The 12,903-nt window shown below is 48.0% G+C and carries 13 protein-coding genes; 2 read left to right on the top strand and 11 right to left on the bottom strand.

Translation table 11 applies throughout. The features are described 5' to 3' along the window. Positions 1-67 precede the first annotated feature (67 nt). Positions 68-1,150 (top strand): phosphatase PAP2 family protein, encoded by a 1,083-nt coding sequence (locus OH458_RS16500; protein ID WP_269979156.1) that lies wholly within the window; start codon positions 68-70, stop codon positions 1,148-1,150. Here OH458_RS16500 and OH458_RS16505 read toward each other — a convergent pair. Continuing rightward, the gene (locus tag OH458_RS16505) at positions 1,147-2,055 is read right to left on the bottom strand and encodes a LysR family transcriptional regulator (RefSeq protein WP_269979157.1); all 909 of its coding nucleotides are present in this window, start codon (positions 2,053-2,055) and stop codon (positions 1,147-1,149) included. The two genes, OH458_RS16500 and OH458_RS16505, sit on opposite strands and share 4 nt — an antisense overlap. Before the next feature lie 104 nt (positions 2,056-2,159). Here OH458_RS16505 and chrA point away from each other — a divergent pair, with 104 nt between their 5' ends. Continuing rightward, entirely contained in the window at positions 2,160-3,305 is a 1,146-nt protein-coding gene (gene chrA, locus OH458_RS16510; RefSeq protein ID WP_269979158.1) for a chromate efflux transporter, read from the top strand. Positions 3,306-3,343: 38 nt separating this feature from the next. On the opposite strand, the gene OH458_RS16515 is transcribed toward chrA, so the two are convergent. Genes OH458_RS16515 through OH458_RS16560 form a run of 10 tightly spaced genes read right to left on the bottom strand, consistent with a single transcriptional unit; the run spans position 3,344 to position 12,898 of the window. Next, positions 3,344-4,354: a tetratricopeptide repeat protein gene (locus tag OH458_RS16515; protein WP_269979159.1), complete on the bottom strand. Its 1,011-nt coding sequence runs from the start codon at positions 4,352-4,354 to the stop codon at positions 3,344-3,346. 2 nt (positions 4,355-4,356) lie between these two features. Further along, positions 4,357-5,301: a type II secretion system F family protein gene (locus OH458_RS16520; protein ID WP_038189687.1), complete on the bottom strand. Its 945-nt coding sequence runs from the start codon at positions 5,299-5,301 to the stop codon at positions 4,357-4,359. Between the two features lies 1 nt (position 5,302). Further along, positions 5,303-6,271 carry a type II secretion system F family protein gene (locus OH458_RS16525; protein WP_269979160.1) on the bottom strand — a complete coding sequence of 323 codons (969 nt, stop codon included), beginning with the start codon at positions 6,269-6,271 and terminating at the stop codon, positions 5,303-5,305. Between the two features lie 12 nt (positions 6,272-6,283). Continuing rightward, on the bottom strand, positions 6,284-7,753 hold the full coding sequence (locus OH458_RS16530) for a CpaF family protein (RefSeq protein WP_269979161.1): 1,470 nt from the start codon (positions 7,751-7,753) through the stop codon (positions 6,284-6,286). Positions 7,754-7,779: 26 nt separating this feature from the next. Beyond that, entirely contained in the window at positions 7,780-9,006 is a 1,227-nt protein-coding gene (locus tag OH458_RS16535) for an AAA family ATPase (RefSeq protein ID WP_269979162.1), read from the bottom strand. 9 nt (positions 9,007-9,015) lie between these two features. Beyond that, entirely contained in the window at positions 9,016-9,501 is a 486-nt protein-coding gene (locus OH458_RS16540) for a TadE/TadG family type IV pilus assembly protein (RefSeq protein WP_269979163.1), read from the bottom strand. Further along, positions 9,498-9,929, bottom strand: a complete 432-nt coding sequence (locus OH458_RS16545; RefSeq protein WP_039482788.1) for a TadE/TadG family type IV pilus assembly protein — start codon at positions 9,927-9,929, stop codon at positions 9,498-9,500. The genes OH458_RS16540 and OH458_RS16545 overlap by 4 nt, the downstream gene beginning before the upstream one ends. Then, positions 9,926-11,143: a Tad domain-containing protein gene (locus tag OH458_RS16550; protein WP_269979164.1), complete on the bottom strand. Its 1,218-nt coding sequence runs from the start codon at positions 11,141-11,143 to the stop codon at positions 9,926-9,928. Before OH458_RS16550 ends, OH458_RS16545 begins: the two co-directional genes overlap by 4 nt. 16 nt (positions 11,144-11,159) lie before the next feature. Next, positions 11,160-11,426 (bottom strand): hypothetical protein, encoded by a 267-nt coding sequence (locus tag OH458_RS16555; RefSeq protein ID WP_038189673.1) that lies wholly within the window; start codon positions 11,424-11,426, stop codon positions 11,160-11,162. Between the two features lie 8 nt (positions 11,427-11,434). Beyond that, positions 11,435-12,898 (bottom strand): type II and III secretion system protein family protein, encoded by a 1,464-nt coding sequence (locus OH458_RS16560; RefSeq protein WP_269979165.1) that lies wholly within the window; start codon positions 12,896-12,898, stop codon positions 11,435-11,437. Positions 12,899-12,903 lie beyond the last annotated feature (5 nt).

Consider the following 12,903-nt stretch of genomic DNA (forward strand, 5'->3'; position numbering starts at 1 on the left):
CATAAATCCCCCAAGAATAGTTTGGTGTTCTACACTTTTAAAAAGTATGGAGAAGACCAAACTGGCTATGGATACCCCAAGCGCCTCACCAACGCAGTGGCAACGAGTAAAGCAAGATATCTTTGATGACAGGCTTTTGTATGGCTATGTCATTGTGACGAGCGCTTTGCTTTATCTCGCCTCACAATGGTTTGTTGAGCAGTCACAACTCAAGTATGACCTCACAACCTACCTGCGGGCACTGTTTACCATTTGCTACATTACGTTTCTTGCTTGGAGCTCGGGCTATTACCTCTACTTGGCCTATCACAAAACGCCTCACCCTTTGTTGGTCTATTTAAAAACCATTACCGGCTTCTTTCACCCCATCGCTAAGCCGATCAGCTTTGTATTGCTGGTCTTATCGCTCAACTTAACGTTTTCTTGCTACACCTATCTCAAATCGATCATTCCGGATATCAACCCATTTCAATATGATTTGCTCTTCTATCAGCTCGATCAGTGGCTCCACTTTGGCAATGATCCTTGGCGACTCACCCACCAATGGTTCTCTTCCATCTACAGCTCTTTTGTGATCAACTTTCTCTACAATCTGTGGTTTTTATTGATGTGGGGCAGCGTCTTATTCTTTATTGTCCGCCGAGATATGGCCATTTTGCGCAATCAGTATTTGATTACCTTTATGGCTAGCTGGTTGGTGATTGGTGGAGTGACCGCAACGCTAATGTCGTCCGCAGGGCCTTGTTACGCCCACTTGGTAGACGTCAATCAAACCCAATATCTGCCATTAATGGACAGGCTTACTACCCAAAGCCTAGCGTTAGAGAAACTGGGATTCCCCCCACTGTGGGCGCTCGATGTTCAAGACCTACTGTGGTTAAAATACCTAGGCAGAGAAAGCGGCATTGGCACGGGGATCTCGGCAATGCCTAGCATGCATGTCTCTATTGCTGTGTTGATGGCATTGGGCGCTTATAGATTGAATAAGCGACTCGGGTATCTGATGTGGGGATATATGGTCGCGATTCAAATTGGCTCGGTGCATCTCGCGTGGCACTACGCTATTGACGGGTACTTAAGCGCGTTCTTAACGCTACTACTTTGGAAGCTAAGTGGTCTTATTGTACGCAAGCTGCACCCCGAACATTAATTCACAACCTCGCTCACCACATCACGAATACAGATATTCTTCTCTTCATACTGATTGGCTTTTAAGTAAATCAAACGTATATCGAAATCAGGCACGTCAATAGGGGGCGGAGCGGCCATCAAACCATGACTCACGCTTTCCATTTCAGCAAAACGCTTGGGCACAATACAAACCAGCTCTCGACCAAGCAGTAAACGACGTACGGTAAGAAAATGACGCGATGCGACACCGACTCGCCGTTCATAACCGAGTTTGGCTAAGCGCTTATCAACTTGGGTGTGCAAGCTGCCATCTGGACTCACCAATGCGTGCTCCAGTGAGACAAACTGCTCCAGCGTCAAAGGCAAATCGACATCAACGCTCTGTGGGTCATACATACACAAGTGCTGCTCAGTATAAAGATGCTGGGACAGAAAACGGCGATTGAGATTATCAATACTGCCGATGACCACATCCAGATCTTCACTGTCCGCGATATCGAGATAATTGCTGCGATTGACGTTGTAAAAACTGACCTGAGATTGAGGCGACACCGCTTTGAGCGCATCGTAAAGTTGTGGGGCAAAGAGTTGCTCTGCGTAATCCGTCAACCCGATACGCCACGCTCCTTGGTAGTCTTGCGCAGAAAAGTGCTTTTTGCTGAGTAGATCGTTTTTGATGCTGGCGAGCAGCTTATCGATCAAAGGGGCAACCTCATGAGCACGAAGTGTCGGCTCCATTCGAATCCCGACGCGTTCGAATAAAGGATCCTCAAACAGCCCACGCATCCTTTGCAGGGTATGGCTCATTGCTGACTGGCTCACAAAACATTGCTCTGCGGCTAAACTGACACTTTTGGTTTGGTACACCGCTTGAAACGCCACCAGCAAATTGAGATCGACCTCTTTCCAGTTAAACTCTTTCATTGCCTCATCCTGTTTTATTCATAATCTCTATTAAAACTATCAATTTGAGTCATTTTAGTCGATTTTGTACATTATCGGCACTATTTACCCAACGAGTATTTGTCATGCTGTCGATTTTTAAGACCTTTTTCTGGTTAGGCTGGATTAGCTTTGGTGGCCCCGCGGCTCATATCGGCTACTTCCGAAATACCTTTGTTGAGAAACTCAAATGGCTAGATGACAAAGAGTATGGCCAGATCGTCGCCTTAAGCCAGTTCTTACCTGGCCCAGGGTCAAGCCAAGTCGGTTTTGCGCTCGGTTATAAGCGTGGTGGATTAGGCGGCGCCTGTATGGCGTTTCTTGGCTTTACCTTGCCATCTGTGCTGATCATGTTGGTTTTGGCGGTGTTAAGTAGCCAACTGACTGAAACAAGCGCGTTTCAAAACATTGTTCATGGACTCAAGCTACTCGCGGTTGTGGTAGTTGCTGATGCCACTTGGGGCATGTATAAAAACTTTTGCAAAGGCAAGCTTTCTGTCGCTTTGTGTTTAGCGACAGCTATTGCGCTCTTGGTGTTCCCCGGAATTGCCACACAGATATTGGTGCTCATACTTGCCGGTCTCATCGGGATGCGCTTTTTGGGCGTTCAATCACCAAGCGAGCCAACCTCATTTAAACCCTCAGTGCTGCCTTTGGTGCTGTTCGTCGTGCTACTCGTCGGCTTACCTGTTGCCGCCAATGTGATACCTGCGCTTGGTCTATTTAATGACTTTTTCCAAGCGGGGAGCTTGGTGTTTGGTGGTGGTCATGTGGTTCTTCCTCTTTTGCAGAACATTGTTGGCGATCAACTGACTCAAGATGCCTTCTTAACCGGTTATGCAGCCGCACAAGCTGTTCCTGGTCCCATGTTTACCTTTGCCACCTACATTGGCTATGAGTTGATGCCACAAGCGCCAATCTCTGGGGCGCTGATTGCGACACTTGGGGTTTTCTTACCGGGGTTCTTGCTGCTACTGGGCGTGTTGAAAAACTGGCAATCACTGGCACAAAACAGCAAAGTTTCAGGCGCGGTTAATGGCGTGAACGCCTCTGTTGTAGGTTTATTGTTGGCGGCACTCTATCAGCCCGTATTTACTAGCGCGGTATTAAGCCCTATCGACCTATCGCTGGTGCTAGTTGGCTTCTATCTGCTCAAACAGTTATCGCTACCGATTGTCTGGATGGTCGCCTTCTTTATGACCGCAGGGCTTGTCTCCGGTTACATTGCCTAACCGACAAAAAGGAGAGCCCAGGCTCTCCTTTTTGATTGTCACTGCTCCGATTTCCTTTCTTCTTCTCTGACCAAAGCCAGCGCGCGCTCTAGGTTCTCATTGGCAACTTTGTAATAGGTAGGCTTACTGTCTATCGCCTGTTGAAGGTACGGGATTGCCTTGTCTGGCTTACCTTGCAATATCAAGAAGTATCCAACGTTATTCAGCGCTTCCGGCTTCTCCATATGCCGCGTAAACACATTCAGCGCGCGGTTAATTTCACCTTTTCCCAAGTAGATAAGCGCAAGGTTATTGAGTGCCTTTTCATCGTTTGGATCTTGATCCAACGCCTGTAAACTAAGTCTCTGAGCCTGAAGGTAGTCCCCAGACATGTAGTATGAGTAGCCGCTGTTCGTCAGCGTTTTAACCGAATCTGGCTTAATACGCAAAGCATGCTGATAGTAGGCCTGAGCTTGCTCATGTTTTGCCTCGAGGTCTGCTAGAACGCCCATCCCCATGTACGCGTAGTCTGGCGAGCTGACATCCGTTTTTAGCGCAGCTATGGCTTCGACGGTCAGCAAATCTTGATCGGACAATGGCTTCTTGCTGCCAAAACGAAGTTGATCGGCGTTGATCGCCTTCAAGAAGTAGCTCTCTCCCTGCTTGGGATCCCCTGAACGACTGTAAAGAATGCCTAGCTGTTCTAGGGATTGAATGTTGTTTGGATTGCGGTCAACCGACAAGGTGTAGGCTCGCTCAGCCAATGCTAAGTTGCTGCGGCTTTGGTGAATGCGGCCGATATTGTACAAAGAGCGATCTTGGTATTGACCATTTTCAAACGAAAGCGAGCGTATGTACTCATAAAGAGCAAGATCGACATTGCCTTGACTCAATGCCATATCGCCCCGTGTGATGGCCTCTTTTTCCGTCTTGGGTGGCTCTTCTAAGGAGAGAGTATCAATGGGTTTACCATCATAAAGAGAAGCATCAAAGGTATTGTCATCACTCGTGGCGCAGCCCACCAGCAATGAAAGCGGCAATAACCAGACGGCGAGTTGTTGTTTGTTCATAGTTAGTTCCCCAGCGTCGAGGTAATGGAAAGCATTGATGGCCCGATCGCCACAATAAAGAAGCACGGCCAAATAAATAACAGCAATGGAAAGATCATTTTGGTCGGAATTTTCGCGGCAATCTCTTCGATCTCTTGGTTGCGCTTATCTCGGAAATCTTCCGTATACTCACGCAATGTTTGAGATAAACTGCCACCAATTCGCGATGCATGGGACAGCATGGTCACCAACCCAGCAAGCTCCTTGATACCGGTTCGTTCCACCAAATCTTCGAACGCATCCGACATCTCGACCCCTGCTTTAATTTTTACACACACGGTATCCAATTCGTCAGCAAAGTCGGGGTGAGAGATCATCAGCTCATCAGCGACTCGGCGCAGCGCGGCACTAAAGCCCAAACCCGATTCGGTACACACCACCAAAAGATCGAGCGCATCTGGCACACCGCCACGAATTCGAGACTGACGTTTATTCACAAAATAGTTCAAACCGATATTGGGCGTGTAAAGCCCCACCGCAACACTGGCGACCATCGCCAACTTAAGATTCGACATATCAGGGACAAAGAAGTAGAGCATTGCTGCAATACCAACGCCAACCAAAATAGCCATCCCTTTAATGGCGTAAAATACGGTGAGAGCATTGGCATCATGGTAGCCAGCATGCATCAATTGTTGACGCAAACTCTGGCTCTCTTTTGAGTTTGACGGCGTTAACGTCGGCGCAATCGAATCAAGGGTATTACCAAGCCGACGACCTTTTTTGAGTTTTTCTCCGGGCGCTGTTTTCTTTAGCTCTTCGAGTCGAACCTTCATAGGCGCCCGCGTCCCCAACACCACCAAGAAAAGAGTAAACATCACCAACACCGTCGCAATCAAAATGACGCTGAGAAAGAATGTCTGCTCATTGATTTGAAAGCTGTCTAGAAACTGCAATAAGGTCTCCATATTACACCTCGAAGTTGATGATGTTTCGGATCCATATCGAGCCAATAAACAGACTGATAATACCCCCACTTACGAGCGTCATCCCTCTTGGATCGGTATAGAGCGGCTCAACGTAGCTGGGATTGATAAAGGTGAGAAATAGAAACAGTAGAAACGGCGACAATACCAAGATCCACGCAGATAAGCGGCTCTCTGCAGACAACGTTTTGATTTTTCGCTGCAATTTAAATCTTGATCGCAGAACTTTGCTCACTTTCTCTAAGTTCTCAGACAGGTTTCCCCCCGTCTCTTTTTGCAGTAGCACGGCACTGGAAAACGCCAACATTGATACCGTTGGGGTGCGCTCTGCCATTTGCATGATGGCCATGCGCATGTCGTAACCAAAGTTGAGCAAGTTAAAGGTGTTTTTAAACTCGGTGCCGATGGGATCGGGCATCTCGTTGCCAACCTCATTGAACGCCTGAGTGACGGGTTGTCCGGCTTGAAGCATACGACGCATAATGTCCAGCGCCTCAGGCAATTGCTCTTCAAAACTCGCTAAACGATCAGAAATGCGCTTATTGAGCCAAAAGTACAGAATGAACCAAATCCCCACCGACGCGGCTAATCCGATATAGAAAGGTTGCCCTAACAGCAGCACAATAAGAAAAGCACACACAGATAAAATCAGCGTCACCGCCAGCGTTTGACCAAGACTCCAGTCGTAACCAGAAAGCTCGATGGTTTTCTTTAGCGAAGAGAAGAGAGGGACTTTCACCAAACGCCTATCCATCGGCGTCAAACTTTTCATGTAGTGCTCTTGAAGGAGTGAACGAGCCTCGTCATCGAGCTTGGCTTGAGATTCTTTCAGTCGTTGCGACAGTTGCTTGTGCTTCGCCTTGCTACCCGCCGCAGGCAAAATCAACGCTTGTGAAATAAACACCACAGCGAAAAAAAGTAAAATATAGAAAAGCGTCGCATCCTGTTGCATGACATCCCCCTTCTACGAATAAGATTCGTTAAATATATCGAAAGGAAGGTGCAGACCTTTTTTAGACAATTGGTCGTGACATTGTGGGACTACCCCCGTTGCCGTGTAGTAACCCAGCACATTCCCTTCTTCGTCCATCCCTTGACGATGGAACTTAAAGATTTCCGACATGGTGATGATTTCTCCTTCCATGCCGTTGATTTCGCAAATACTCACCATACGACGCTTACCATCCTCTTGGCGCTCCATTTGCACCACAAGATGAATCGCCGAAGCAATTTGCGAGCGAAGATTTTTAGCGCTCATGTTCCACCCCGCCATGGCAAACATGTTCTCAACCCTCGACAGTGCATCTCGGGGAGTATTGGCGTGAATGGTGGCAAGCGAGCCATCGTGACCTGTGTTCATTGCCGCCAACATATCGACCGCCTCGGCACCACGCACCTCCCCAAGAACGATGCGATCAGGGCGCATCCGCAGTGAGTTTTTCACCAGATCTCGCTGAGTAATTTCCCCTTTCCCTTCCAAGTTTGCAGGGCGGGTTTCCAAGCGAACGACGTGGGTTTGTTGCAGTTGCAGCTCCGCCGAGTCTTCAATGGTGACAATACGATCATCGTGAGGAATAAAGTTGGAGAAGATATTCAGTGTGGTGGTTTTGCCTGAACCAGTACCGCCAGAGATTAGAACGTTGAGCGCCCCTTGCACCGCCGCTTCAACAAATTGTGCCATCTGCGGAGAAAGTGAATTAAAGGCGAGTAAATTATCCATATTGAGCTTTTCGACCGCGAATCGACGAATCGACACCGAGGAGCCATCAAGCGCAAGCGGTGGAATAATTGCGTTAACACGTGAACCGTCTGCCAAGCGCGCATCCACCATCGGGGAGGCTTCATCAATACGTCGACCCACCTGACTCACAATTCGGTCAATGATGTTTCTTAAATGACGCTCATCAAGAAAGGTGTAGGGCGTTTGCTGCAACTTACCGCGTCGTTCTACAAATACATGCTTTGGACCATTGACCAAAATATCGGAGACCGATGCATCGTGCAGCAAAGGCTCTAATGGCCCAAGACCAAACACTTCGTCTTCGATTTGCTGTATCACCCGTTTGCGCCCTTCCGCACTCAAGGCGTGCGTTTGGTCGTCTGCCATCAACTGGACAATGGCATCGTGCAGATCATTTTTGGCTCTTTCGGGCTCCAAGCTCGCCAAAAGTCCTAAGTCGAGAGTTTCTAACAAGCGTTGATGGTAGTAGTGCTTCACTTCTTGTTCTTGCTCAAGCTGCTTTCTGGCGTCACCCACCGCTTTGTCGTTGGCTGCCTGTTCTTTTTTCTTCTGCTCTTTCAACAAGCTAGCAGACTCTTCACCAGAAGATTTGGCGTCAGATTGACCACTTTCTTCGGCGTGCTGTTGATGCTTGTCCGCCTCCATCACTTTTTTTTGCAGCTCAGGATTGATATTTTTTCGTTTAAAAAACATAGCAATATCCCTATCAGTTCACCTAGCTAGGAGAAAAGCTTACTTAGCCAGCTTTGTTTCTTTTTCTTTTCTGGTAGCAGCGCGGTTGCAAATTTACCGACCGATTTTGAGAGAGCACTGCCTTTGCGCGATTCCACAAACGGACGCCCTAAATTGGCACTTTCGAGCGCGACTTTGAAATCATTAGGGAAGGTATGAACCGCCATATCTCCCACGGCTTCTTTGATGTCTTTAAGTTTGATTGACTGACGTTTCTCGTAGCGATTGACGATGATCTCAACCTGATCGCGATTAATGCCAAACTCAAACGACAAGGTTTTGATAATTTGATTACAGCTTTTAATCGAAACGAGGCTTTGCTGCGTCACCATATAAAGCTTAGTCGCAGGCGAGATAACCGGAGCGAACATGCGATCCAATCCTCGTGATAAATCAACAATTACGTACGGATACTGCTCTCGTAGAAACGGCAGCAGCTTATTGAGATAAATCGCTTTTTCATGGTTTTCATGGCTGTTCTCGCGTTTAAAGGCGAGGATATGCAACCCTGATACATGCTTGGTCACTAAGCTTCCTAATGACACTTCATCCAAGTCAGAGACGTTTGCCAGCGCATCCACTAGGCTGTACGTCGGTTGGATGTTTAGATAATCATTGATCACCCCAAACTGAATATCGAGGTCAAGCAACATCACTTGTTCTGGGTGAGACTGAGCCATCTTGATCGCGGTGTTGAGCGCTAACATGGAGGCTCCACACCCACCTTTGGAGTTCATAAATACCAACAACTCACCAAGGTTTCGGTTCGCGACTTTCTCTTCCGCCATGTTGTTTAGCAGAGGAGCGAGCTCTTGAATTTCAGCTTTGTCCGAAACAAAATCTGCCGCCCCAATACGTAGGGCGATCTTAAGCGCTCCACTATCATGCTCGTTACCAAACACAATCAGTGACGCTTCATGGCCATCATTGGTTTCATGGGGAGATTCAAATTGCTGCAGTTCGACGATTTTCTGCGCCCAATTAGGGCCAGTTTCCACAAAAATAAGATCAGGCGGCGTAAATTGAGCGAGATTGGCGATCACCAGCCCATGAAATGAGATCATCTCGTAGCTGATGCTCTGACATTTCGACAACTCATGGCTAATGTGCAAATGAAAGGCGTCCGACGAGTAAAACACCCAAACGCTTAAATTTGTTTTTAGTCGAATTGGAGGACTACTGCCCCCTGGTGCAATTTGCACAGCTTCGCCCATTCATTCCTCCTAGCAGTCAGTGCTGTTGTCACCGCTTGTGTCCGTCCAGCGATGGTGTCCCAAGTTTTCCCTCGGTCGAATCGTTTCAAACTCGGGGACTTGTAAGAGCCCAGTTAAGTTCACAAAGGTCAATAACCCTGTGAATTGATAGCTAAAGTTCACCACTCGCGCTCTTACATATCTAATTGTAGAAAACACATCGTCATCTGTCAGAGTTCCTGTTATGACATTCCCAGATTGATCAAGATAATCAATCACGAGATTCCCAGTAGTCATACCTCCAGGTGCATAATCAGGCATCGCCAATGCGGGAATATCATTTCTATCTTCGACACGGCACACAACCGCTAAACGCGCCGCGACACGTGTAATGTCATTAATAACCTGTAAGGAATAAACATACCTTCCGACTTCGATCACCGAGAAAATCACCAGCAACAAGGCTGTTGAGATGATGGTAAATTCAATCACAGACACACCGCTTTGCTTTTTCATGGCGCTGTCCTCATCATCGCAGAGGCATTCAGCGGGAAACTGAAATTCATCCCACTTCGAAACGATCCCATCATGGGCGTGTAAGTATGATTAATCGTCACCGTCACATAACCACCAGCGTGATTCACATTCACATCGGACGTCGTCAGCCCATCTACCATGGCTTTAGCCCCATCACCGACAGTTGAGGAGCCATAAACGACGATATTCTTAATCGCATTCACATCCGCGATTTGATCGTAACTTGCGGTGCCCGTGATTTCTGTGGTGGCATAGCGAATACCATTTTGGGCCATTTTATTGAGCGTGTTGTAACGGATAAACGCGTTTCCCACTTCCGTAATGGCCATTAAAATCAATAGCAAAACGGGGATAGTGATGATCATCTCTACCGCCGCTAGCCCTTTCTGCTTACGACAAGTTTTCATGATTCTTCTCCGTGTGGGTCCCGATACAACACAATTCGGTAAGGTCCGTCATTACTGGAGTTTTGCCCCGGGACTCCGCCAGAAACGGTGCAATCTTCAATAAATTCGCCAAACACCGCTTCTTTGCCGCTGTTGTTTGTTGGAGCTTGTTGAAGCATAAAAAAGCACGCTAGCGCAGTGACGTTAAAATTACTCGTACCACCAGATGCTCCCGTACAGTCGACCACTGGAATCACTAAGATACGGCGATTTTCCTGTCCGCCAGAGTTAATGCGACACGCTGAATCACCAGTACAATCAGGCAGCGCCGCCAAATAATCTTCGTAACCCCAAGGTTGGCCACTGGCACCACTGGTGTCGCTATAATCCACGTTTCCGTCGTTATCGAGTTTGGCGCTTTTAACCGGTTCTTTAACGTAAACATCAGGTGGGTAGTCGGTCGATGAAACGCCACCGCCTGAGTATTCATCAAAACGTGTGTTTAGCCCTTGTCCAACCGGTCCTATGGTGTTGCCAGGTTTTGTGGTTACAGGTTTGCTAATATCAATGGCCCCTTTGTATCCACCAGCTAGCGCTTCACGCACCGTGGAGGCACCTGAGCCAAAATCCAACAACTGATAGTTGCCCGGCCCCATTTGACTTTGATTCTGATCGGCGATTTTCAATGCGTAGATGCTGCCTTGATCGTAGCCATTGGTCCCAACATCTTCTCCTTCACAGACGGCAATAGGCACCACATTGGTCACCAAGGTATTACTCGGACTTGGCCCAGCAACGGCCGTTGATGCTAGGTTTTTATCGACACTGAACATATGCGCGAAAAAGTTACTCAACGCAAAGTTGCTCACCGCAACTCGCGCGTAGCTGTCTTCGTCTGGGTCAAAACCAGAAAATGGAAACGTGGCCGGATCGTTAGAGAACTGCACCACAACTTGCGCCGATGTGAAATCCATCTCTGTATTGCCAGTGGCATTGGCAACATTGGTCAATGTCGTTTTGGCGGCTGCGGTGGCCTGAGCTTCGCTACCGCCATTATCGAGCACGATCGCAGCAGCCAGTGCCGCGGCATCAACACTATTTTGCAGTCGGGTTTTGTTCAACATCGCGTGGTTCACATCTATCGAGAGCGCCGCGACGCCGATCAAAGCCAGCATGGCTGCGGTGACTAATACCAACGTCATACCGCGTTGTTTAAGCTGATTACCCTTTGTCATAGTGTTGTCCTTAAGGCTACTTCGAAAAGCCTTCCAAGAATTGACTGTCAATGCCGCCCAAATCGGTATCTTGTTTACCGGTGTAGACTTGGTAGGCACCTTCCATTCGTTCACCACTACCTTCAGGCACTACCCCCAAATTTTCATTTGTTGCATTCGGGTTGTAGACCTGTTCTGTTTTAAGTTTCGCCACATGTTGACCTAAACGCTCAGCGTTGTTCACGCAGCCAAGCAGTAGAGCTTGTGTACACAACAGCGCGACTATGATTCGTTTGTTTTCCATATTGCCCCCTATAAGCTGTGCCCGAACGTGCCTTCGGTGCCACCTTTGGAGTAATCCACAAAGTTGGTGTCTTGCACATCTTGAGGTCGAGATTGGTTTGAGGGCGCGATATAAGCGCCGCGGCCGAGTAAGTAGTATTCAAAGTCATTCGGCTCAACGAACGAGTCTGTAGGCAGTGACACTCGATTTCGGTCAATCGGCTTAGCCAACCTTGGCGTCACTAAAATCACCAGCTCAGTTTCACCAGAAATGTACTCTTGGCTGTTGAACATCTGGCCAAGGACCGGAATATCACTAAACCCGGGCATACCACTCACCACATCGCGCACGTTTTCACTCAGTAGCCCCGCAATACCGATGGTTTGCCCATCCGCTAGCTCTAAAGTAGATGAGGCGCTGCGACGCGTGATGGGTGGAATCACATAGGTGCTGTTGGTGCCACCAGGAGATAAGGTTAACGAGGACGTATTGGCAATTTCACTGACATCCACCGCCAGATTGAGGTTGATGTTTTTATCGCTCAACACAGTGGGAATGAACTTGAGTCCGACACCATATTCCTTGTACTCGATGGTAATGCCGTTTTCATCGGGAACAGGAATTGGAAATTCACCACCCGCTAAGAATTCGGCCTTCGCTCCGCTCAATGCGGTGAGATTTGGCTCAGCCAAGACTTTCGCTGTGCCGTTTTGTTTCGCGATATCGAGAGCAAACGTGAATAAGGTATCGCCATCAATAAAGGTGCCTAGCAAGCCCGTACTGTCGATGCCTGGCGCATTGAAAATTGGCCCAATACCGCCGCCAACGTCATCAATAATAGCCCCTGCCGAAGTACCGCCCCATGAGAAACTTCCGTTGCTCTCAAAGAAGTGAAAGTTCGAGTCAAATTTTCTGACTAAACTGCGCTGCACTTCCGCAACCGTGACTTCAAGCATCACTTGTTGGGCGCCACCGATGGTCATCAAATTGATCACGCCAGTTTTTTGCACTTGTTCACTGAGCGATTTATTTTCTTTGTCGACCTCTTGCCCTGCTGAGTAGGTTTCAGCCACTCGCAACGCAATATTCATTGCTGATTGGCTGCTAATCTGGCCACTCAAAATCAGACGATTCTGCGCGCTATGAACCTTGATCTCTTCATTGGGCAAGAACTCATACAACTTCGCTTTCAAGCTGTTGAGATCGTGGGTCACCTCGATATTGATCGATTCGATTAACTGCCCTCGACGGTCCCAAGCCATCAAATTTGTCGAGCCGAGTTTCTTACCAATCAGAAACACTTCATCCGATTTCAACATCACAATATCAAGCACTTCAGGGTCACCAAGCGAGACCCGTTTTGCCTTCCCTGCCAATGTGACATGGGTGGATTTGTGGTGCGGTACTTTGACAATTTTTCCAGATTGAGTGGCTGCCGTGGCGCTCCACGCAAAACTTAGACTGACTAATATAACTAAAATCCGTTTCAACATAGCTC

The sequence above is a fragment of the Vibrio sp. MarTm2 genome (assembly GCF_027587055.1).
GTDB lineage: Bacteria > Pseudomonadota > Gammaproteobacteria > Enterobacterales > Vibrionaceae > Vibrio > Vibrio sinaloensis_D.